Origin of the sequence: Pseudomonas sp. FSL R10-0056, from assembly GCF_009600105.1 — a bacterium.
Taxonomy (GTDB): domain Bacteria; phylum Pseudomonadota; class Gammaproteobacteria; order Pseudomonadales; family Pseudomonadaceae; genus Aquipseudomonas; species Aquipseudomonas bubulae.
The window spans coordinates 1-22,969 of the sequence record NZ_WIWL01000219.1 but is presented as its reverse complement, the minus strand read 5'-3'; the positions used below and the strand labels follow the sequence as shown (position 1 = coordinate 22,969).

Here is a 22,969-nt window from a genome sequence, read left to right as displayed (position 1 = left end):
GCTGCGTGATGCCGTGCATGGCGGCTGGTTTGCCCGCCCCACCGCCGAAGACGGCAATACCCGTAAAGACGCCTACCTGCACGCCTTTGTGGCCCTGGCCGCCAGCTCGGCTGCAGTTGCCGGGCGCGGCGGTTCTGCCGAGTTGCTGGGCGATACGGTAGCAATACTTGAAGGTCATTTCTGGTCCGGGTCGGAAGGCGCCCTGCTGGAAAGCTTTGCCCGCGACTGGAGCGACTGCGAGGCGTATCGCGGGGCCAACAGCAATATGCACGGTGTCGAAGCTTTTCTGGCCCTGGCCGATGTCCTCGATGAAGACCTGTGGCTCGACCGCGCCCTGTCGATTGCCGAAAAGCTTGTTCACCAGCATGCAGCGCAATCCGGCTACCTGCCCGTGGAACATTTCGACAGCCAGTGGCAGCCATTGCCCGATTACAACCGGGACAACCCGGCAGACGGTTTTCGCCCGTTCGGCAAAACGCCCGGCCACGCCTTTGAATGGGCGCGCCTGCTGTTGCACCTCGAGGCGGCCCGCAAGCAACGCGGCCTGGCGGCGCCCGAATGGCTGCTGGAAGACGCGCGGCGGTTATTCGCCAGTGCATGCCAGTTCGGCTGGAACGTCGATGGTGGCTGCGGAATCGTCTACACCGTGGACTGGAACCACCAGCCGCTGGTGCGTGAGCGTCTGCACTGGACCCTGGCCGAAGCCTCGGCAGCTGCGGCGGCGTTGTTGCAACGCAGCGGTGAGCATGAATACGAAGTCTGGTATCAACAGTTCTGGGACTATATCGACCTGTACATGATCGACCGCCAGAACGGTAGCTGGCATCACGAACTGGGGATCGACAACCTGCCTTCGCAAAATATCTGGCCGGGCAAGCCGGACCTTTACCATGCTTACCAGGCCACGCTGCTGCCCCGTTTGCCGTTGGCTATCAGCCTGGCCAGCGCGCTCAAGCTGCGGCGCTGAGCAATCCCGCCCCCGTAGCAGCTGCCGAAGGAACGCAGAGCACTCCCTCACCAATCGTATTTAACCTCCAGCGCCGCCGTGCGCTGCTGGCCGTAGTAACAGCCAAAGCTGTAGTTGCACGACGACACGTACTCGCGATCGAACAGGTTTTGCACGTTCAGCCGGGTACTGACACCCTTGAAGCTCGCATCCAGGGCCGCCAGGTCATAGCTGAGCGTTGCGTCATACACCACAAACGACGGCGTCTTGAAAGTGTTGTCCGAGTCGCCGAAGTTTTTCCCGGTATAACGTGCACCGCCGCCCAGGGTCACGCCCGCCAGGGCCTGTCCGGTGAAGTGGTAGTCGGCCCACACGCTGGCTGCCCAGGGTGCCTGTGCCTCGCTGCGGTTGCCTTCATTGCCATAGTTGGACTTGGTGTAGAACACGTCCAGATACGACAGCGAGACAATCAGGTCGATGTTGCTGAAACTGCTTTTGCCTTCCAGTTCGATCCCCCGCGACCGGACCTCGCCTTCCTGGATTTGATACTCCTGGTACTGCAAGTCACCGGTCAGGACGTTTTGCTGGGTGATTTCAAATACCGAGGCGCTGAGCAAAGTGCTCTCATCGGGCTGGTATTTGACCCCCACTTCATATTGCTTGCCCGTCATGGGCACGAACGCCTTGCCACCTCGGGCCGGTGCCGCAGTGCCCACAGAAGGCAGGAAGGATTCGGTGTAGCTGATATACGGCGCCAGACCAAACGAAGTGACATAGGTCAGGCCCACACGCCCGGTGAACTTGCTATCGCTCTGGATCTCGTGGGAGTTGGCCAGCAAGTCATTGTTGTCGACCTTGGCCCAATCCTGGCGACCGCCAATGGTCAGGATAAAGTTGTTCAGTTTGATCTGGTCCTGCACATAAAAACCGGTCTGCTTGACCCTGTTATCCCATTTGGTAGTCAGGGTCGGGACACCCGTGGTGCGGTAGTTGGTGGGGTTGTAGAGGTCAATCACCTCGCTGCCGGACAGGTTGTAGCCCTGGAACTTGCGGGTGAAGTCACGGTAGTCGAGCCCCACCAGCAGGGTGTGCTGCACAGGCCCGGTGGAGAAGTCACTTTGCAGGTGGTTGTCGAAAGTATAAGAGCTGTTTTGCTGGCGCCAGTCGAGCTTGGTGCGGCTGGCATGGGTATCGGTGGCGCCGTCCGGGGCGGTGACGAAACGGTTCAGGTAAAAGCCCTTGTAACGGTCATTGACGTCGATGTAGCTCAGGCTCTGGCGATAGGTCATGACCTCGTTGAAGGCATGGGAAAACTGGTAGCCGAGCACATATTGATCGCGCTTGTAGTCGTTCCATTTCGAGTCGCCCGAGAAGAAGTCTCGATCTATCTTGTTGCCTTGGGAGTTGCGGTACAGACTGCCCACGGCCGGCAAGGACTGGTAGTCGGCCAGGGCATCGTCCCGTTGCAATTGCGCGTAGACCGTCAGTTCGTTGCGGTCATCCGGCGCCCAGGTAAGGCTGGGCGCCAGCAGCATGCGGGAATCTTCGGTGTAGTCGATTTGCTCGCTGCCGGTGTTGCCGACGCCGATCAGCCGGTAGCTCAGGGTTTTGCCTTCATCCAGCGGGCCGGTGGTATCGAAGGCCAGGTTGTAACGGTCAAAGCTGCCGGTACCGACCTTGATTTGATGCCTGGCCTCGGTGCTCGGGCGCTTGGCCACCATATTGATCATGCCCCCCGGCTGGTTTTGCCCGTACAGAACGGAGGACGGCCCCTTGAGCACTTCGATGCGCTCCAGGGTGTAGGGGTCGATCTGCGGGGTGCCGCCCAGGCTGCCCGCCGAAGGCAGATAGGCGCCATCAAGGTAGAGCAGGGTCGGGGCAAAACCGCGGCTGGTGATTTCATCGGCAATGGTGTTGCGGTCGGTGTAGCCGTTGGTGCTCAGCCCCGGGGTGTAGCGCAGGGCCTGGGTCAGATCGTGGGCGCCCTGCACTTCAACCTGATCAGCAGTGACCACGTTGATGGTTTGCGGAATCTCGAGGATCGGTGTGTCGGTCTTGGTGGCGGTGGCCGAACGGGTGGCGACAAAGCCGTCAACATGGCCACGACCATCCTCACCCAGACGCGCAGACACGTTGGTTGCGCCCAGATTCAGTACCCCGTCACCGGCGTTGGGGTAGACACTCAAGGCACCGCTACCGGCCCAGCCCGCTGCCCGCCAGCGCGCGTTCGGCGGCCTGTTGCGGGGTGTACATGCCATTGACCGGCGCGGAGGTTTTACCCTGCAACAAGGCCGGGGCCACCGACAGGGTCAGGTTGCTGTCGCGGGCAATGCGGCTCAGGGTCACGCCCAGGGGCGCGGCAGGCAAGTCAAAAAAACGCGTGGCATTTTGCTCGCCAGACAGGGTTTCGGCCACCGCGCTCAGCGGGTAACCGCCAATGCTCAGGGTGATGGCCAGCGCCAGCAGGCAGGTTTTGGGATGGGCGTACGGCATGGGGCATCCTTTCTCGTTGCAAGGTAGGCAGTTGTAACCTTGACCAACGAGAAACCCTTTCCCCTCACCTTATTTGCAATTAATTCGCATTCATTGGTTTTTACTGTCGCACATCGATCAGGGTCAGCCACGGCCCATAGCGCGTGATCTTGATCGGCAAGGTTTGCGCCAGCGTATTCAGGGTGTGTGCGGTGTTGTCCAGCGGGAATACACCGAATACCCGCACCCGCGCGGCTTCCGGGCTGATACGCAGCATGCCGGTCTGGTAGGGCCGCAGCGCCTCGACCAGGGCTGACAGGGGTTCGTCGTGCAGCTCGACCCGGCCCGCGAGCCAGTCGGGCTGGCTACGGGATGTCGGGGTTTGCGGGTCTATCCGGGTGGCGGTAAATGACGCCGCCCGACCGGTTTCGAGGTGGAGTTGCTGACCGCCCAGGGTGTGCAACTGCACGCTGTGCTGTTGCACGCTGGCCAGGCTTTCAGTGCTGCCCTGGCGCACCATAAAGCGCGTGCCAAGGGCTTGCACCTGGCCCTGGGCAGTGCTCACCACAAAAGGACGCTGGGCGTCGGCTGCCACATCCACCTGCAACTCGCCCTCACGCAGGTGCACCCGGCGCTGATCGCCATTGAAGTCGATATCCACCGCGCTGCGGGCGTTGAGGGTGAGCAGGCTGCCATCGGCCAGTTCGACGGTTTTGCGCTCGCCGGTGGCCGTCTGGTAATCGGCCGTCAACCCCGTCAGGGGCGTCACGCGATCCACCAGACCCGCGGCACCCAGGCCGAGCAACAACAGCAGCAGGCCGCCTTGCAGGGTCTTTTTGCCCGATGGCGATGTACCGGCCAGCAGCGCCCGACGTACCGCCTGCAATTGCCCCGGGCTGCGCCGCTCAACCGATTGCAGATCGGCTACGGGAGCCTTGAGCACCCCGGCGACCCGCTGCCACGCAGCCAGATGTGCCGGGTTTTCGGCCAGCCACGCCTTGAACACCTGACGCTCCGACGGGCAGGCCTGGCCGGACTCGAGGCGCAGCATCCAGTCAATGGCGGCACGGGTGGTCGGGTCAACCTTGGCTGTACTCATGGGCTCTCCGCCGTTTGCGACAGGCAATGAACAAAAGCGCGGCGCAAGTCGCGCTCAACGGTGGCCAGGGATACGCCCAATTGCTCGGCAATGGCCTGCTGGGGCATGCCTTCAAGACGATTGAGCAAAAAGGCGTGCTTGACCCGCGATGGCAACCCTTCGAGCAGGCAATCAATGGCTTCGATCGCCTCACGGACTAGGGCAATGTCTTCTGCAGAAGGTGCGTAGGCCAGAGGCAGCTCGGCCAGTTGGTCGAGATAGGCTTGCTCAAGCTTGCGCCGCCGCCACAGTGAGCAGAGCAAGCGCCGGGCAACGGTACTCAGGTAAGCCCGAGGCTCCTGGATACGTTCCAGTTGGCGGGCATCCCAAGCGCGCAAAAATGTGTCCTGGGCCAGATCGGCCGCATCCTGCGGGCATCGTACCTGTCGCGACAACCAGCTGCGCAGCCACGCGTGATTGTCGTGATATAGACTGGCCAGCAGCCTTTGGGGATCCACAGGACTCGACACGATAGATAACCATACTTAAATAGCAATAAGTCGCATTATCGTCGGATCAAGCATAAATGCAAGCCATGTGGGAGCGGGCTTGCCCGCGATGCAGGCGGCGCGGTTATTCAGCCTGACCGCGCTGATGCCATCGCGAGCAAGCCCGCTCCCACAAAAGCACGACCTTCAGCGCCCGCCGCCCAGGTCGAGAAAGGTGCCGGTGGTATACGACGCCTTGTCCGACAGCAGCCATACAATGGCTTCGGCCACTTCTTCCGGCCGCCCGCCACGCCCCATGGGGATGATAGGTTCAAGCTTGCTGACCCGGCCCGGATCTCCGCTCAAGGCGTGAAAATCGGTGAAGATATAGCCCGGCCGTACCGCGTTGACCCGGATCCCCTCGCCCGCCAGTTCCTTGGACAGCCCCAGGGTGAAAGTGTCCAGCGCGCCCTTGGAGGCGGCGTAATCGACGTATTCACCGGGCGAACCCAGGCGGGCCGCTACCGACGACACGTTGACGATATTACCGCCCTGCCCGCCGTAACGTGGCGACATGCGCAGCACGGCATGCTTGGCACACAGAATGGGCCCCAGCACGTTGGTTTTCAGGGTGTGCATGATGCGCAGGTCGGTCAGCTCGTCGACCCGCGATTTGAGCCCCACGGTGCCGGCGTTGTTGACCAGCGCGGTGACAGGCCCCAACTGTTCGTCAACTTCGAGAAACAGGCGAATGATTTCCTCTTCGTCGCTGACATCGGCACGCACGGCAATGGCCTTGGCGCCCATGGCGCGAACCTGCGCCAGCACCTCATGGGCCGCAGCATCATCGGTCAGGTAGTTGATGCAGATCCGATAACCCTGCTTTGCAGCCAGCAAGGCCGTGGCAGCGCCTATGCCGCGGCTGCCGCCGGTGATCACGATGACTTTATCCATAAATACGTGTTCCCCTTACACCGATCCAAATCTGGCTGTCAGAATAACCGCGAAGGCCCGGTTTTGTCAGGTCGCTGTTTTGTTGCCCGGCCCGGCGGGTTCGGCACCTTGGATATCGGCCATGAATTGCTCCGCCGGCAGCGGCTCACCCAGCAGAAAACCTTGCAGGGCATCACAGCCAAGCGTGGTTAAAAAACTTTGCTGGGTATCGGTCTCCACCCCTTCGGCGACGATACGCAAACCCAGGGCCTGGCCCAGCGCGACAATGGCCGAGACAATCGCCGCATCGTCGCTGTCGTGCTCCAGGTCACGCACAAAACCGCGGTCGATTTTCAGTTCATTGGCGGGCAGGCGCTTGAGGTACATCAGGCTGGAATAGCCAGTGCCAAAGTCATCGATGGACAGGTCCACGCCCATTTGCGACAACCGCTGCAACACCACCATGCTCGCATCGGCATCGCTCATGGCGGTGGTTTCGGTGATTTCCAGGGTCAGGCTGTTGGCCGGTAACCGATGACGCTCGAGCGCCGCGACCACGCTGTCAACCAGCCCTGAATAGCAGAACTGCAATGCCGACAGGTTGACCGCAATGCGCCAGTGGCTATAGCCCTGATCAAACCAGATGCGCATCTGCCGGCAGGCTTCATTGAGCACCCAGTCACCGATGGGGATGATCAGGCCGGTTTTTTCCGCCAGGTCGATAAAATTTTCCGGCAGCAGCAACCCTTGCTGCGGATGCTCCCAGCGCAACAGCGCTTCGGCCCCCACCGGCCGGCTGTTGCTGGCGTCGAACTTGGGCTGGTAGTGCAGGCGAAACTGCTGCAGCTCCAGGGCCTGACGCAAGTCCTGCAGCAGCTGCAATTGCTTGCGGGCATTGGTGTTCATCGACGCGTCGAAAAAGCTGTAGCCGTTTTTGCCCGCGCCCTTGGCGTGATACATCGCCGCATCGGCATTCATCAGCAGCTCTTCGGCGGTCAGGCCATTGCCGGGGTAGAGGGCGATACCGACACTGGCGGAGATCAGCAGCTCATGCTCATCGACCCGGAACGCCCTGGACAACAGACCCACCTGCCGCGCTGCCACTTGCGGTGCGTCATCAGGCTCCAGCAGACGCACCAGCAGCACAAATTCGTCGCCGCCAATCCGCGCCAGGGTGTCCTGGCTGCGCAACTGCTCGCGCAAGCGCAAGGCCACCTCGCGGAGCAAACGGTCACCCAGATGATGACCAAAGGCATCGTTGACCGGCTTGAAGCCATCCAGGTCGATAAACATCAGCGAGAAGCAGCCGCCCTGCTCCGCCACCTTGCTCATCGCCTGACCGATACGGTCAGCCAGCAGGATGCGGTTGGGCAACCCGGTCAGGGTGTCGTGCAGCGCCAGTTGGGTCAGCTCTTCGTTGGCCAGGGTCAGGGAGTCCGCCAGGGCAGCTGTACGGGCATCGAGGCGGGCATCAAAAATAGAGGTCAGCAAGGCGATGACCAATACCGCCAGGCTGGAAACCAGTACCAGATTGTCCAGGCCGTTACCGCTCAGACCGTCGATGGCGGCACCGCAAAAACTGCCGATGGGAAAATTCGCTGCAGCCATACCGGTGTAATGCATGCCGACAATGGCCAGCCCCATGATTACCGCAGCACCACCGCGCATCAGCCGCACGTAAGGGGTTTGCCGGCGCAGACGAAACGCGATCGACAACGCGGCCGCCGAGGCCCCCACCGCAATCACCAGCGACAGGCCAAACAGTGCCGGGTCGTAATCGATGCCCGGCTGCATGCGCAACGCGGCCATGCCGCTGTAGTGCATGGCGCTGATGCCCGCCCCCATGATCAGGGCGCCAAACAACAACTGCAGCGCCGGCAAACGCGGCTGGCTGACCAGCCACAAGGCAAAGCCCGAAGACAGGATGGCAACCAGCAATGACCACAGGGTCAGTCCCAGGTCGTAGCCCAGCGCGAGTGGCAACTGCAACGCGAGCATGCCGATAAAGTGCATCGACCACACGCCAAAGCCCATGGCCAGTGCACCGCCGGCAATCCACAGGTACTGGGTACGGCCGCGCGCCGTGGCGATGCGACCACTCAGGTCAAGGGCGGTATAAGAGGCCAGAATGGCCACACACAGGGAAATCAGGACCAGCGCGGGGGAGTAACTAGCGGAAACCATGGGCCTACTCGTGAACAGATGCCGAACAGCGTCCATGCCCGGTAAAGAAGCGCAATTGTACTGCTTCCCTGCATTTACGCACCTATCCGCGTGACTAAATCCTTAAGCTCCATGCCCGCTCCCACAAAGAAACTGTCCCCCTGCCTTCAGCTCAGCTCAAACAACCCCGCTGCCCCCATGCCGCCGCCAATGCACATGGCAACCACGACAAACCGCGCACCACGGCGGCGACCTTCGAGCAGGCTGTGACCCACCATCCGTGCACCCGACATGCCGAACGGATGACCAATGGCTATCGCCCCGCCATTGACGTTCAGGCGGTCATTGGGGATCTGCAGAAAGTCACGGCAATGCACCACCTGACAGGCGAACGCTTCGTTGATCTCCCACAGGTCAATATCCGCAACGGTCAGGCCAAAACGCTTGAGCAACTTGGGAATCGCATACACCGGACCAATGCCCATTTCCTCCGGTGCACAACCACTCACGGCAATCCCGCGATACACGCCCAGCGCTTCGATACCGCGCTGCCTGGCTTCGGCACGGCTCATCAGCAATACCGCAGCGGCCCCATCGGAAAACTGCGAGGCGTTGCCTGCCGTGATGAACTCACCCTGTTCAATCCACTTGCCGTCTTTCCACACCGGTTTGAGGGTCGACAGGTCTTCAAGGGTGGTGGAGGGACGGTTGCATTCGTCACGATCCGCAATCACCTCTTCATGACCACTGGGCTTGCCTTCCTTGTCAAAGCACAGCTTGCGCGCCGCCAAGGGTACGATCTCATCGGCAAACAGGCCCTCAGCCTGGGCGGCGGCAGTACGTTGCTGGCTCTGCAACGCATACTGATCCTGTACCTCGCGGCTGATGTTGTAGCGCCGCGACACGATTTCCGCGGTTTCGAGCATCGGGATATACGCCGTCGGCATGCACTCAAGCACGGCCTCGGACTGGGCGCGGTAGGTGTTTTTGTACTTGTTCTGGGTCAGCGACAATGACTCCACGCCACCGGCCACGGCAATCTTCATTTCGCCGGTCATGATGCCATTGGCCGCCACGCCGATACTCATCAGGCCCGAGGCGCACATGCGATCGAGCGCCATGCCCGGCACAGTATCGGGCAAGCCGCCGGTGTACGCACACAGGCGGCCGATGTTGTAACTCTGAGTGCCCTGCTGGGCGGCGGCACCCATGATCACGTCTTCCACCGAACCCGGCTCGATACCCGCGCGCTCGACCACGGCACGCACCACGTGACCGCCCAGCACAGGCGCCTCGGTATCGTTGAACGAGCCACGAAAGGATTTGGTCAAGGCAGTGCGGGCGGTGGATACGATCACAACGTCATTCAAATTCATGTTCAAGGCTCACTGTTCAAGGGGGTTGAAGGTGTAGCGGCTGATGGTGTCCACCACGCAGCCGGGGCGTTCGCTGCCCTCGATTTCGACGCTCATGCGCACTACAGCCTGCACGGCCTGGCCCTGCATCTCGACCCGCACCAACTGGCCATGGCCGCGAATCCGCGAACCGACCTTGACCGGCGCAGGGAAGCGCAGCCGGTCACTGCCGTAGTTGACGCCCATGGCCAGGTTCTCGAACTGCATCAGTTGCGGCATAAACAGATTGGCCAGGGCCAGGGTCAGGTAACCATGGGCGATGCAGGCGCCAAATGGCCCGGTGGCGGCGCGCTGAGGGTCGACATGGATCCACTGGTGATCGCCCGTGGCTTCGGCAAACAGGTTGATCCGTTCCTGGGTCAGCAGCAGCCAGTCTGTGCGCCCCAGATCCATGCCCTCGGCCGCCAGCAACTGCCCGGTGCTGCTGAAAACTGTGCTCATGCTCTGTTCCTCACGCTTGTTGCGAGCTGACGGGCAGCACTTCGCCGACCATGTACGAGGCATAGTCACTGGCCAGAAACACCATGACATTGGCCACTTCCCACACTTCGGCGGCGCGGCCAAAGGCTTCGCGGCTGGTGAGCTGGTCGAGCAATTCGCTGCTGGCGGCTTTTTTCAGAAAGTCGTGCAGGGCGATCGACGGCGCCACAGCGTTGATCCGCACGCCGTTTTCGGCGGCTTCCAGGGCGCTGCAGCGGGTCAGGGCCATGACCCCGGCCTTGGCCGCAGCGTAGTGGGCCTGCTCCTTTTGCGCGCGCCAGCCCAGTACCGAGGCGTTGTTGACGATGGCCCCGGCACCACGACGTTCCATATGCGGGAGCATGGCGCGAGTCATGCGCATGGTGCCGGTCAGGGTGATATCCAGTACCGACGACCACTGCTCATCGGTCATTTCGGTCAAGCGCACCTGACCGCCAAGCCCGGCGTTGTTGATCAGCACATCGACACCGCCCAGCGCATCCTCAGCGGCGGCGACCAGGGCTTGCACGTCGGCTTCGACGGTGACGTTGCACAGCTGCCCGTAGACCGCCTGCAAGCCGGTTTCGGCCTTGAGCCGCTCGACTGCCTCTTCGAGACGACGCGGGTGGATATCGGAAATCATCAGGGCGCGACAGCCCTCTTCCGCGCAGCGTTTGGCCGCGGCATAACCGATACCGGCGCCGGCTGCGGCAGTGATCAAAATCGACTTGCCAGCCAGTAACTGGTGGCCGGGGACATAGGGAGGTGCTTGTCTCATGGTTGAATTCTCTTGTTAGGCGGCAAATCAAAAGCCCCTCACCCTGGCCCTCTTCCAAAGGGAGAGGGTTGGGGTGAGGGCCAGCGGTATCAGCTACCCCACACCCGCTGCGGTGCAGGCGCTTCGGCCAGAATCTGGCCCAGGGCAACCCCCACTTCTTCGGGTTGCCATTGCGCGCCCTTGTCGCGGGTCACCCCGGTGCGCCAGCCATCGCCCAGGGACAATCGCCCACCCTGGCTTTCGATGATCTGCCCGGTAACCTCCCCCGACAGTTCGCTGCCCAGCCATACCACCAGCGGCGCGACGTTTTCCGGTGCCCATGAATCAAAGCCACCGTCTTCAGGTTTTTTCACCATGTCCGGCATCGCGCTTTCGGTCATCGAGGTCCGCGCCGCCGGCGCCAGGGCATTGACCGTCACGCCGTAGCGCCCCAGCTCGGCTGCCTGCACCAGGGTCAGCGCGGCAATCCCGCCTTTGGCTGCGCTGTAGTTGGACTGCCCCACCGAACCCTGCAGGCCCGCGCCGGAGCTGGTGTTAATGATCCGTGCCGCCACCGGCTGGCCGGCCTTGGCCAGGTCGCGCCAGCGCTTGCCGAGGATATTGGCCAGGCAAAAATGCCCCTTGAGATGCACACGCATGACCGCATCCCAGTCCTCTTCAGCGAGGCTGATAAACATGCGGTCACGCAGGATTCCGGCGTTGTTGACCAGCACATGCACTTCGCCAAACGCGGCCAGGGCGGCATCGACGATGTGCTGTGCCGTGGCCAGGGTGGTGATGTCATCGGCATTGGCAATGGCCTGTCCACCGGCCTGGAGGATCTCTGCCACGACCTCTTCGGCGGCTTCGCGACGAATATCGTTGACCACCACATTGGCGCCCTGCCCGGCGAACGCCAGCGCGTAAGCGCGGCCCAAACCGCCGCCCGCGCCGGTAATGATGACGGTACGTTCTGCACAAATTGCCATGTCGTTGCTCCTAGAGGCGTTCAATAATCGTCACGTTGGCTTGACCGCCGCCTTCGCACATGGTCTGCAAACCGTAGCGGCCACCACTGTGCTCAAGCTGGTTGAGCAGGCTGGTCATCAACCGCGCGCCGCTGGCCCCCAGCGGATGGCCGAGGGCAATTGCGCCGCCATTGGCGTTGGTTCTGACCGGGTCGAAATCCAGCTCCTTGGCCCAGGCCATGACCACCGAGGCGAAGGCTTCGTTGATTTCAACAAGGTCAATGTCCTGCATGCCCATGCCGGCTTTTTTCAGCGCGGCACGGGTGGCGGCAATCGGGGCCCTGAGGTGCCAGATCGGGTCGTCGCCCAGCACCGACAGGTGATGGATCCGCGCCCGTGGCGTGAGGTTGTAGCGTTTGAGCGCCGCCTCGGAGACCACCAGCAAGGCAGCCGAGGCATCGCAGGTCTGGCTGGATACCGCAGCGGTGATCGACGCAAACTCAGCGAACACCGGCTCCAGTTCGGCCATTTTGGCCAGGCTGGTTTGGCGCGGTGTTTCATCGTCCCATACCCCTTCGCAGGGCACGATTTCGTTGACGAAACGGCCGGCGGCCATGGCCTCCAGCGCCCGGCGATGGCTCTCCAGGGCATAGGCTTCCATGTCCTGGCGGCTGATCCCCCAGTGATCGGCGATGCGCTGGGCAGCGTAGAACTGGTTGACCGGCTGTTTGCCAAAGCGCGCTTGCCAGCCCTTGCTGCCGGAGAACGGGTCGGCAAAGCCCAGTGGCTGCCCGGCCAGCATCGCCGAGGAAATAGGGATCTGGGTCATGGTTTGCACACCACCCACGGCAATCACATCCTGGGTGCCACTCATCACCGCCTGCGCGGCGAAGTGCAGCGCCTGTTGTGACGAACCGCACTGGCGATCGATGGTGGTGCCCGGCACGTTCAGCGGCAAACCGGCGGCCAGCCAGCTGGTGCGGGCGATATCACCGGCCTGGGAGCCGATGGTGTCGACACACCCAAAAATCACGTCGTCATATTCGTCGGCCGGAATTGCGTTGCGCTCCACCAGTGCCTTGAGCACATGGGCGCCGAGGTCGATGGCATGGACGTGGGCCAGGCCGCCCTTGCGTTTGCCGGTGGGGCTGCGTAATGCATCAACAATATAGGCTTCAGGCATCGGTCAATCCTCGAAGGTGTAACCGCAGCCCAGAGGCGCCGCGCCACTCAATACATATTCGGCCACACGGGCCTTGTGCAGCGCACGGTCGCCCCAGGCACTGTCCAGTGCCCAGGCGCGCTTCATGAACATTTGCAGGTCGACTTCCCAGGTGTAACCCATCGCCCCATGCACCTGGATGCCGTGGCGGGCCGCCAGCCAGCTGGCTTCGCAACTGGCCAGGCGCGCCTGGGACACCCACACAGCGGCATTCGGTTCGTTGTGTGCCAGGGCGTAAGCGGCGCGGTACAGCACCGGTTTGGCGAACTCCAGCGCAGTAGCCACGTCGGCCAGATGATGCTTGACTGCCTGAAAACTGCCGATGGGCTTACCGAATTGTTTACGCTGCGCGGCGTAGTCCACCGATAAATCCAGCATGCGCTGAGCCAGCCCGAGCAACTGCCCGGCCACCGACAGCGCGCCCCGATCAAGGGTTTGCGCCCACAGCTGGCGGCCCTGTTCACCCTGCGCCACCAGGGTGGCTGCGTCGGGTTGCCAACTGACCTGCGCCAGGCGTCGCGAGGCATCGATACTGGCGTGGTTGTGCACATCGACCTGGCTGCGCGGCACGGCGTGGACTTCATTGCCATGGGCCAGCAGCAACAAATCGGCGTGGGCAGCATCGGCCACCAGCGGATTGACCGGGTGCCCGATGGCCACCCGCAAACTGCCGTCGGCAATGCGTTCCAGCCATTCGCCGCGACGGGCTACGCCGTCATCCAGCCCGGCGATCAGCGCACTGGCCACATAAGCGGTATCACCCAGGGAATCAGGAATGGCGTAGTAACCCAGTTCCTGGGTCATCAGGGCCCAGGCCACATCGTCCATGCCCAGGCCACCGAAAGCCTCGGGGATCGACAATGCGGTCAGGCCCTGCTCGGCGATCTTGTTGCGCAAATCCGGGGAGCGACCTACATCGGTTTCCCAAATTTCACGGAGCATTTCGGGGGCCGCTTCGGTCATCAGAAAACGGCTGATGGCCTCGCGAAAAGAGATCTGGTCTTCGGTAAAGGTAAAGTCCATGCCCGGCCTCACTTCGGCAGGCCGAGCATGCGCTCGGCGATAATGTTGCGCTGGATCTCGTTGGTGCCGGCGTAAATGGGCCCGGCCTGGGCGAACAAAAAGCCGTCCAGCCAGCTGTAGCCGCCCACCGATTGACCGGTCAGCTCGCCACTGGCGCCGAGAATGCGCATGGCGGTTTCGTGCATGCGCAGATCCAGCTCCGACCAGAATATTTTGTTGGTGCTCGACTCGGCGCCAATCTGTGCCCCGCGGCTCAGACGGCCCACGGTGTGGTACGCAGACAGGGCGTAAGCCTGGGCGTCCGACCAGGCCTTGCACACCGCCTCGCCAAGGCTCGGATCACGATCGGCGCTGGTGCGGTTGGCCTGGTACAGCTCCACCAATTTGCGCGCCGTGTATTGAAAACGGGCCGGGGAACGCAGCAGCAGACCTCGCTCGAAGCCGGCAGTGGCCATTGCCACATGCCAGCCCTGGCCTTCATCGCCAATACGGTTTTCCAGCGGGATGCGCACGTCATCGAAGAACACTTCGGCAAACGCATCCTTGCCGTTCAGGGCCTTGATCGGGCGTACGGTGACACCCGGTGCATTGAGCGGCACCATCACGAAGGACAGCCCGTGATGGCGGCTGGACGACGGATCGCTACGGAATAGGCCGAACAGCCAGTCGGCAAAAATCGCTCGTGTGGACCAGGTTTTCTGGCCGTTGAGCACGTAGCTGTCGCCATCGCGGGTGGCCTTGCTGGTGATAGCGGCCATGTCGGAACCTGCGTTCGGTTCCGACCAGCCCTGGGCCCACATGTCGGTACTGGCTGCCATGCGCGGCAGAAAACGCAGTTTTTGCGCCTCGGTGCCGAACTCCATCAGCGTCGGGCCGAGCAACAGCTGGCCGTTCTGATTGACCCGCATCGGCCCGCCGGCGCCGTAATATTCCTCTTCGAAAATCAGCCACTCGATCAGGTCGCAGCCGCGCCCGCCCAGCTCGGTGGGCCACATGACCATCGACAGACGGTTTTCGAATAATTTGGCTTCCCACTGGCGGTGTTGCTCGAAGCCCTCGCAGGTATCGTAGCTGGCCAGCGGCGTGGTCGGCAGGTTGTCCGCCAGCCATTGGCGCACCTCCTGGCGAAAGGCCTTTTGTTTGGGGGAGTAGGTCAGATCCATCGTCAGCTCCTCAGAAGTTGGCGTCGCGTTTTTCAACGAATGCGCGGCGGGTTTCGGCGGAGTCCGTGCTGTTGTAGGCCTGCAGCGTGAACCCCTGTTCCCAGCGGTATTTGTCTTCCAGGTTGCCGTCTTCGATACCGTTCAGGGCCTCCTTGGCGATGCGGATCATGTCCGGGCTTTTGCTGGCGATCTTGCGGGCAATTTGCAGCGCGGTTTCACGCAATTGCTCACGGGGCACAACGCGCTCGATAAAGCCGTATTGCTGGGCGTCAACGGCACTGATCTTGTCGCCGGTCAAAAACAGATAACGGACTTTCTGCACCGGGAACAGACGCTGCAAATGCGCCCCGCCGCCCATGGCGCCGCGATCCACTTCGGGTAAGGCAAAACTGGCGCAATCGGAGGCAACGACAATATCGGCAGCGCCGGTAATACCGATCCCGCCACCCAGCACATAGCCATGCACGGCAACAATCACCGGCACCGGATTGCGGTGAATGGCCTTGAAGGTGGCGTAGTTGCCGGCATTGACGGTCACGATACGTTCGGGGTGGGCGTCCAGTTCCTTGATATCGACCCCGGCGCAGAAGCCACGGCCCTCGGAGCGGATCACGATGACTCGCACTTGCGGGTCTTGCCCCAATGCTTCGAGAGTACGTGCCAGATCGAGCCATTCCTGGCTGTCGAGGGCATTGACCGGTGGCCGGTCGATCACCAGTTCAGCGACGCCCGCGTCGATACTGGTCTGAAATGCGGTATGGGCTGCGCTGTTCACATGTGCTCCTGGATTGGCAAAAAAACCATGGGAGCAGTATGGGAAGGCGCGCGAGGCGGATCATCGTCCGTTGAGACTAAACATAAGACACAGAGCTACAGGCGCACGCCCGTATAGCCACAAGTAAATGACCGCGACAGCGATCAATCATCATTAATTAATCACACCCTACGCCATAAGAACTAATGAACTTACGTTTCACTTGGATATTTCACTCAAACAACACAGCACTCTCTTATAAAAACAGATCAGCCGCCCCAGCAGAAAATAACAAAGCTCAAACAATACAATTTATTGCCATAGCCTGCACTTACAGGAGGAACTCATACAAGCAGGATTATTCACTCAACTATCAAAGGAAGAAAGCCGCAAGATCGCAAGACCAAAGCCACTTAAACGTTCGCACTTGGCTACTTTAACCATCCTGAAATTCTAATATTCTGATCCAGCTTGACCAGCCGGGGGTCGAAAGCCCATTCCAGCCTGATGACAAACGCCAGATATCTGGACGGAATTTAAACTTAATCATCCTCGGCCGATTGGAAAACACTCTGTTTCCACAAATGCATGTTCCTTTACACTTATTATACAACAGGTAAACAAAATGTTTATAAACAAAACCGCTCTGGTTGCTGCGGCAGTAATGGTGTTCGGTGTTTCCAGTGCATGGGCTGCCGACAGTACAAGTACCCAGATTAATATCAGCGCCACTGTTCCAAGCACTGCTTTCTATGCACAAGCCTCTAGCCCGACCTTCGGTCAGGCTGAAGTAATGGGCTATGACATCGCCCAAAACAAAATCAACAGCCTTCGTGAAAACTTCACCTACAAGAGCACAGGCGGTGCATTGCGCGCGTATATCGATGGCGGGCCACGGGCGCTGTTCAACGGTAACACCGCGCATAACATCCCTCTGACCACCAAATTCAACGGTGTGACCCTTACGGCTGCTGCCCTGGAGGTGGCAACCGCCCCCGCCTCCGCCGCAGGCGGTACTGCAGAGCTGGAGGTTTCTGCTGGCGCCATACCAACAGGTGCCTCTGGCAATTTCAGTACCGCATTTACCGTGATGTTCGACAGCACGCCGCCCACCCCCTGATCTGCCAACACCGTTGATTCATCTGGCGATACCCGCGCCCGGTCGGTTTTCGACCGGGCGCCTCTTCTGGATTGACTGTCCGTTATTAGAGTATTGCGTTTATGTTCCCGATGACTCGCATCGCGGTGACGCTGGCCTTGTTGTTCCCTGCAGCATCAATGGCAGCCGCAGAAGTCAGTACACCCCGAAGTTTGCTTGCCCAGGCCAAAGGCTTGCCGGCTGACTTCGAAGAGCACCTTTTCGATGTACCGCTGGCCGTTCAGGTCGAGCGCAACTCGCAACTGGTGGGTGAAGCCATGGTCGTACTGACCCGCGATGATCGTCTGACCCTCCTTGAGTTCACCGACTTCAACGCCAGCCAGATTCCGGCCAGTGAGCGCGACACCTGGTCGGAGTTTCTCCAGCAAGGAGTGCAACTGGGAGCCTGCACTGGCAAATGCCCCGAACAGTTAATGGCGGTTCATTACAACCTGGAAAACTCCATGGTCTCGTTGCTGACCGCCAGGGCGGAACAGGATTATCAGAAGAGCCGCTATCACGAACTGCCCAGCGGCGGCAGCGGCGGTTTGATTGTGCGCAATCAGCTAAACCTCACTGCCGGCCAGCGAGAGCAAGTTGACGGTCGTTATGGCCTGGAGGCCAGCGGCAGCATCGGTCACTGGAGCCAAACGCTCAACCTGCAACTCACACGCATGGATGGTCCGGGCCAAAGTCAGCTCAAACATGCTGTCTATGAAGCCCACACCCAGCGTGAACTGGAAGGTACATTTCTGCGCCTGGGCTATTTCACTCCAGGCTCCGAAGGTTTGACCCGGCAAATTCGCACTTTTGGCGCCAGCCCCGATACCACAATGGGCATCATGTATGGCAGTTCCGACAGCCTGGTCATCGATCAAGCCAAACCCGGCGTATACCCGGTGTATGTCACCGCCAGTCGTCCGGCAACGGCACAAATCTACCGCAACGGCCTGTTGATCAATTCCCAGCTGGTTGCCGCCGGTTTGCAGAGCCTCGATACCCGCCCCTTGCCCAGCGGTATTTACGAAGTCGAGGTTCGCCTGGTCGAAGACGGCCGAGTTAGCAGCACGTCTTCGGAGCTGATCTATAAACCGTCCAACTGGCGCAACTACGACGACCCATGGCGCTATAACCTGTTCGCCGGACGCGAAAGCAAACTGCTGAGCAACTGGGACGACCAGGCCACCGGCGACATGACCGCCGGCGCCTCGCTCAATTACCTGCTGCACCCGCGTGCCATCCTGGGTCTGTCTGCGCGCCAGGTAAAAAACAGGATGCAATGGGACACCGCCATTGACTGGACGCTGGCCAGCAACCTCACCTTTTATGCCAATCTTTACAAGACTCAAAGCTACGGCACCGGTGTCGACCTTAACGGCCAGTACCACTACGGCCTCGGCAATGTCGTGTTCAACCACAACCGCAGCTGGCTCGACACCCGTAACACCTACGAAACCCTGCCGGACGGTACGCGCCTGCGCACAAAGTCCAACTATGTGGGCCAGACCAGCACTACCGCCCTGTCCCTGAATCATCGCTTCGGCCTGCAAAGCACCTTGAGTGCCCGCCTCTCCCACAGCGATGGCTACAGCCGGGGCTACGGCCTGGACGTGGGCTGGGCGCAACCCACCCACCTGTTTGGCAGCGACGGTAACTGGCGTTTGTCGGTCTTTGATCGACCCGGCAGCCTCAGTTCCGGCAACAAGCGCAATCGCGGGGTCGACCTGAGCATCAGCCTGGCCCTCGGCGGCCCGGGTGAACGCTGGTCAGCCAGCCTGGGGTCACGCACCGGCCGGGACGGTGAGCGTGACAACAATGCCTCCCTCAGTTACAGCAAAAATATCGAAGGCCACGTCCTGCAAAGCGTGGCTGCCACCGCAAGTACCGATACCTACGGAGTGGGCGTCAATGGCCGGGCCACCTTCCTGACCGACAGCCTCAGCGCCGATACCTTTGTGCAACGCTCGTCTTATAACGGCTACCTGAGCGGTGGCCTTAACCTGGACAGCACCATCGCCCTGAGCGGCTTGACCATGGCCATGAGCAGTGAGCCCTCCGGGCGCGGGGCCGGAATGATCGTCGACGTCGAGTCCGATATCGCCAACATTGCCTTGCGTGCCGATGACCTCAGCGGTGGCAGCACCATGCTGCGCCCCGGCCGCAACTATATTCCCCTCACCGCGTACGAGAGCAGCTCAGTCAGTTTCGACTTTCAGGGCAACCACGTGCCCGCCGCTGCGATCCAGCCACCTCGCGCCCGTTATCACCTGAATAAAGGCGGCGTGGGCTATCGCAAGATCAACGTGGTGAATACCGTCACCGTGCTTGGCCGCTTGATTGACGCGGACGGCAACCCGCTCAAGGGTCATCACATCATCAACCCCACCAGCCGCGGCATCAGTGAAGTGGACGGTTTTTTCTCAATGGAAATGAACCCCGGCACCCCCACTCTGGAAGTACGCAAGGATGAAACATTGCTCTGCCAGTTCCGTATCGAGATAAACAAAACCCTGTTGCAAAACAATGTGCTGGAAATCGGCGACCTGCGTTGCCAACCCGACACGCTGGCAGAGTCGGCTAATAAAGTAGAGGCAGCAGGATGAAGCGGAAAAATCTAGCGGACTTCAACGTAAAGTGTTTATTGAGTCTGGTACAAAGCGGCAGGCTAAATCGGATGGCAAAAACCGCTGCCGGTATTGTATTGATTTTTGTTTGTGGCCTTGTTGCCGCCCCCACTACTCACGGGGTAGAGATAACAATAAATGCAGAGTTCAAACCTGACCCTGCCTTTCCCAATCGCAATGTATTTACTAATAAAACACCCAATACCGGTCGCTATTGCACTTTCAACCCTGCTGACTGCGCTTCCAGAGGCATATCCAGCATCGGTGCACTCGTAGTTTATAAGGCCACCGCCCCTGTTGTTGCCAATCACACAGACCCGCGTCAAGGCGCGATGGTCACAATCCCGGGAGCATGGAGGACATTAACCGTCACGCACAGCCAAACTCAGGAAACGGAGGAGGTCAGAATCCGTATAGTTGGTTTTGGTACAAATATCAGTACTCACCCCAACGTCGCACAGGCCTTGGTTCCCGGTGCAACAGACTGGTATGACGGGCATAACAGGCTATGGTCCGGAGGAAACTGGTCGATACCGCCACCCCCCTGTACCAGACAATCGACTCTCTCCTACACGGCAACAGGTTTTTGGTTCTTTTGGGGAGCGCCTGAGGCCAATGTAACCTGTGCCAAGCAGGCACTCTACAACGTCCCGACGTTGGGTTTCTATTCTTTGGACTTCGCCTACGAGTTAATAACCCCTAATCCATTAGGCATGTCAGCAGGTGACTACTCCGGAAGATTGGCTTACACGCTAGGACCCTATCAGGATTTCGACATGGGTGATTTATTGATCCCAGACAGTTCCGCAATGAATCTCAACTTCTATTTGAATGTTCAGCATACCCTGAAAGTGAGTATCCCCCCGGGCGGCAATCGGATCGAACTGGTTCCCGAGGGCGGCTGGCATCAATGGCTACTTAAGGGTCGCACACCGGAAAAACTTGTCCGTGACCAATCCTTTATTTTTTCCGCCAGCTCACGTTTCAAGATGCTATTGACCTGTGAAAAAGTCATGGGCGACACCTGCGCACTCAGTAACAACGTGAGTCATAACGTGCCGATCAATATCGCTGTCACCATGCCCGGCGGTATTACTGACTCAAACGGCGCTTCGATCAACCGCAAGCCCTTGTTTACAAGCGGCCAAGGTACCGAACTGTTCCAGCCCAGCCGATATATGGATGGAAAAAATGGGGTGCTGCACTTCGAAATCGAAAAGAAATACGTGGATGAAATGCTTGACCAAGAAGGCACCTATAAAGGAAATGTGACCGTCATCTGGGATTCGGAAGTTTAAGGTTTACGGGCAGCCAATAGGGCATACAGGAACTTACCATGAAACTTGCAAGTGCCGCACTCAGTCTGTGGTTTATAACATTGGGTGCCGTCGCGGGCCCCAGTATCAACGTCGGAACCGTCTTTGACTATATGGATGGCGATAAAAGCACCTATTTGAAGCGGGTGTATAACGGCGGCGGCAGCACCGCCTTTGTTCGCGTTTCCATACTGGAGATAGTCTACAAAGCCGACGGCACTTCAGAAGAAGTACCGCTGAAAACCCAAGGCAATGCAGCCATGCGTGATGGCCTGATCGCCAGCCCGGCACGGCTGATAATCCCTGCCAGCGGCACCCAGGGCACCCGCCTGCTGTTCAAGGGGATACGTGACCAAGAGCGGTATTTTCGCGTGCGTTTTGTGCCGGTCGTGCCGGAAAAAGAAGATGAATTTGCCCTTTCCACCGAAGAAACCGACGCCTATAAAAAGACCCTGTCGGCCGGGATCAACGTGCTCGCAGGCTATGGCACCTTCTTTGTAGTACGCCCTGAAAACGCCGGTTTTGATACCCAGATAAACGACACCGCACAACAGTACTCAGTCAAAAACAACGGCAATACCATCATGTTGCTTGATGAATTCAAAGACTGCTCCGTCCAGAACCCGCTGGAGTGCGAGCCCGTTACCAAAAACCATATCTTGCCGGGTCACCTGTTCAGCTTTACCAAAAAAGCTGGCCGTCATTATCGCTTTATCCTGATTGAGGGCAGTAACAATAAACCCATGGAGGTTAAAGGCTAATGCATCTATCTGCGTGCAAAATCTCATGCCTGACTGTCGCGGCAAGCCTGGCACTCTGGATGCAAGCGGGGTTTGCAGCGCGCGAAGAACACATCTTTGAAGTGAGTGTCACTATTCCGACTCCGGACTTCTATATATTGCCCGTGGAGTCGCAGTTTCTTGAGCGCACACAAATAATGAAGTGGAACCTTGCCCGCGGGTATCTGGAGCCCCTGCAGGCGTCATTCGATGTGCGCAGTCGCAGTGGAGCCATTACCGCACGCCTGGGCCATGAATCAATGCTGTCCAACGGACGGGATCTGATCAGCCTGCGGGTCAAGTTCAATGGCCACGAACTTGCGCTGACCGACACAGTGGTCGTGCCCGACAACGAAGCCAACACGGGTTACAGGGTTCCCTTACGAATCGAGGCGATCAAGCCTGTAACAGGTTTTAAGCCAGGGGCATACTTTGGCAGTGTCCAAATCATGTTTGATGGGCCGACGCCTTCTGCAGCTCAATAGACAGCACTCCGATGTTAGCATGAAGATTAAATCCTCCGGGCCTCTGTCATCAGCCACAACCCCACCCATTTAAATGACATACCATTTTCAATATATTGGCAAATTGATGATTCGGGCAAACAGTGATTGGCGTACTCTGATCGTCACCCATGCTCAAACGCTGGAAACGGAAGAGTTACAGGTTCGTATCACCGGCATTGGAACATATACATCTATCGAACCCTGAACTTCTCTTATGAAATGAAGACGTCCAACCCACTCGGAATGTCATCGGGTGATTATAATGGTGAAATCAACTATACCGTGGGGCCTAACCAGGACATAGACATGGGGGACAACATGCTCCCCAGCGACAATATACTCACGATCAAATTCCTGCTTAATGTCCAGCACACCCTTAAAGTTGATATTCCACCCGACGGCAATAAAGTAGAACTGACACCCAAGGCTAATTGGCAAGAATGGATGCAAAATGGCCGCACGCCCGAGAAACTTTTTCGGGATCAGCCTTTCATGATTTCTGCCAGCTCACGTTTCAAGATGCAACTGGCCTGTGACCGGTTGGTAGGTGATACCTGCGCAATCAGCAATACCAACAGCGGCCACGCAGTTCCAGTCGATGTTCTGGTCAGCATGCCCAATGGCATCGGCAATGATGATGACTCCTCGGTTTCTCGAGAACCCCTGAGGGCTTCAACTGAACTGCTGTTTGAATCGCCCCTAGTTTCGTAGACACCTCCAAGCCTTAAAATGAGGCCCATTAGGAGGTGCCATGAGCAACCAGCG

19 protein-coding genes and 1 pseudogene are annotated in these 22,969 nt (G+C 59.5%); 7 read left to right on the top strand and 13 right to left on the bottom strand.

The window, feature by feature from the left end:
• The coding region (locus GHO42_RS21805; RefSeq protein WP_153384182.1) for an AGE family epimerase/isomerase at window positions 1-967 on the top strand (967 nt) is incomplete at its 5' end.
• A 47-nt stretch (window positions 968-1,014) separates the two neighbouring features.
• On the opposite strand, the pseudogene GHO42_RS21800 reads toward GHO42_RS21805, so the two are convergent.
• The 13 genes and pseudogenes from GHO42_RS21800 to GHO42_RS21740 form a co-directional block, all read right to left on the bottom strand.
• Window positions 1,015-3,439: pseudogene (locus GHO42_RS21800) on the bottom strand (TonB-dependent siderophore receptor).
• A 100-nt stretch (window positions 3,440-3,539) separates the two neighbouring features.
• Window positions 3,540-4,517 (bottom strand): FecR family protein, encoded by a 978-nt coding sequence (locus GHO42_RS21795; protein WP_153328682.1) that lies wholly within the window; start codon window positions 4,515-4,517, stop codon window positions 3,540-3,542.
• Window positions 4,514-5,014 (bottom strand): sigma-70 family RNA polymerase sigma factor, encoded by a 501-nt coding sequence (locus GHO42_RS21790; protein ID WP_178127011.1) that lies wholly within the window; start codon window positions 5,012-5,014, stop codon window positions 4,514-4,516. The genes GHO42_RS21795 and GHO42_RS21790 overlap by 4 nt, the downstream gene beginning before the upstream one ends.
• A 177-nt stretch (window positions 5,015-5,191) precedes the next feature.
• On the bottom strand, window positions 5,192-5,938 hold the full coding sequence (locus GHO42_RS21785; RefSeq protein WP_095002419.1) for an SDR family oxidoreductase: 747 nt from the start codon (window positions 5,936-5,938) through the stop codon (window positions 5,192-5,194).
• 66 nt (window positions 5,939-6,004) lie between these two features.
• Complete coding sequence (locus GHO42_RS21780) at window positions 6,005-8,101, bottom strand: bifunctional diguanylate cyclase/phosphodiesterase (protein ID WP_095002418.1); 2,097 nt, start codon at window positions 8,099-8,101, stop codon at window positions 6,005-6,007.
• Window positions 8,102-8,247: 146 nt separating this feature from the next.
• Window positions 8,248-9,456, bottom strand: a complete 1,209-nt coding sequence (locus GHO42_RS21775; RefSeq protein WP_153328684.1) for an acetyl-CoA C-acyltransferase — start codon at window positions 9,454-9,456, stop codon at window positions 8,248-8,250.
• A gap of 9 nt (window positions 9,457-9,465) precedes the next feature.
• Window positions 9,466-9,936 (bottom strand): MaoC family dehydratase, encoded by a 471-nt coding sequence (locus GHO42_RS21770; RefSeq protein WP_095002416.1) that lies wholly within the window; start codon window positions 9,934-9,936, stop codon window positions 9,466-9,468.
• A 10-nt stretch (window positions 9,937-9,946) separates the two neighbouring features.
• On the bottom strand, window positions 9,947-10,732 hold the full coding sequence (locus tag GHO42_RS21765) for an SDR family oxidoreductase (protein ID WP_095002415.1): 786 nt from the start codon (window positions 10,730-10,732) through the stop codon (window positions 9,947-9,949).
• Window positions 10,733-10,821: 89 nt separating this feature from the next.
• Window positions 10,822-11,700: an SDR family oxidoreductase gene (locus tag GHO42_RS21760; RefSeq protein ID WP_153328686.1), complete on the bottom strand. Its 879-nt coding sequence runs from the start codon at window positions 11,698-11,700 to the stop codon at window positions 10,822-10,824.
• Between the two features lie 10 nt (window positions 11,701-11,710).
• Window positions 11,711-12,862, bottom strand: a complete 1,152-nt coding sequence (locus GHO42_RS21755) for an acetyl-CoA C-acetyltransferase (RefSeq protein WP_153328688.1) — start codon at window positions 12,860-12,862, stop codon at window positions 11,711-11,713.
• Between the two features lie 3 nt (window positions 12,863-12,865).
• Window positions 12,866-13,924, bottom strand: a complete 1,059-nt coding sequence (locus GHO42_RS21750; protein ID WP_153328690.1) for an acyl-CoA dehydrogenase family protein — start codon at window positions 13,922-13,924, stop codon at window positions 12,866-12,868.
• A gap of 8 nt (window positions 13,925-13,932) precedes the next feature.
• Window positions 13,933-15,087 (bottom strand): acyl-CoA dehydrogenase family protein, encoded by a 1,155-nt coding sequence (locus GHO42_RS21745; protein ID WP_153328692.1) that lies wholly within the window; start codon window positions 15,085-15,087, stop codon window positions 13,933-13,935.
• 10 nt (window positions 15,088-15,097) lie between these two features.
• The gene (locus GHO42_RS21740) at window positions 15,098-15,862 is read right to left on the bottom strand and encodes an enoyl-CoA hydratase family protein (protein ID WP_095002410.1); all 765 of its coding nucleotides are present in this window, start codon (window positions 15,860-15,862) and stop codon (window positions 15,098-15,100) included.
• Between the two features lie 604 nt (window positions 15,863-16,466).
• Between GHO42_RS21740 and GHO42_RS21735 the strand changes: the two genes are divergently transcribed.
• The 6 genes from GHO42_RS21735 (at window position 16,467) to GHO42_RS21710 (ending at window position 22,915) form a co-directional block, all read left to right on the top strand.
• Window positions 16,467-16,961 carry a CS1 type fimbrial major subunit gene (locus GHO42_RS21735; protein ID WP_256670688.1) on the top strand — a complete coding sequence of 165 codons (495 nt, stop codon included), beginning with the start codon at window positions 16,467-16,469 and terminating at the stop codon, window positions 16,959-16,961.
• A 101-nt stretch (window positions 16,962-17,062) separates the two neighbouring features.
• Window positions 17,063-19,582, top strand: coding sequence for a TcfC E-set like domain-containing protein (locus tag GHO42_RS21730; protein ID WP_153328694.1), 2,520 nt, complete (start codon window positions 17,063-17,065; stop codon window positions 19,580-19,582).
• 71 nt (window positions 19,583-19,653) lie between these two features.
• The gene (locus GHO42_RS21725) at window positions 19,654-20,901 is read left to right on the top strand and encodes a hypothetical protein (protein WP_153328696.1); all 1,248 of its coding nucleotides are present in this window, start codon (window positions 19,654-19,656) and stop codon (window positions 20,899-20,901) included.
• A 38-nt stretch (window positions 20,902-20,939) separates the two neighbouring features.
• Complete coding sequence (locus tag GHO42_RS21720; RefSeq protein WP_153328697.1) at window positions 20,940-21,680, top strand: molecular chaperone; 741 nt, start codon at window positions 20,940-20,942, stop codon at window positions 21,678-21,680.
• Window positions 21,680-22,183, top strand: coding sequence for a CS1 type fimbrial major subunit (locus GHO42_RS21715; protein ID WP_256670687.1), 504 nt, complete (start codon window positions 21,680-21,682; stop codon window positions 22,181-22,183). The genes GHO42_RS21720 and GHO42_RS21715 overlap by 1 nt, the downstream gene beginning before the upstream one ends.
• 327 nt (window positions 22,184-22,510) lie before the next feature.
• On the top strand, window positions 22,511-22,915 hold the full coding sequence (locus GHO42_RS21710) for a hypothetical protein (RefSeq protein WP_153328699.1): 405 nt from the start codon (window positions 22,511-22,513) through the stop codon (window positions 22,913-22,915).
• Window positions 22,916-22,969 lie beyond the last annotated feature (54 nt).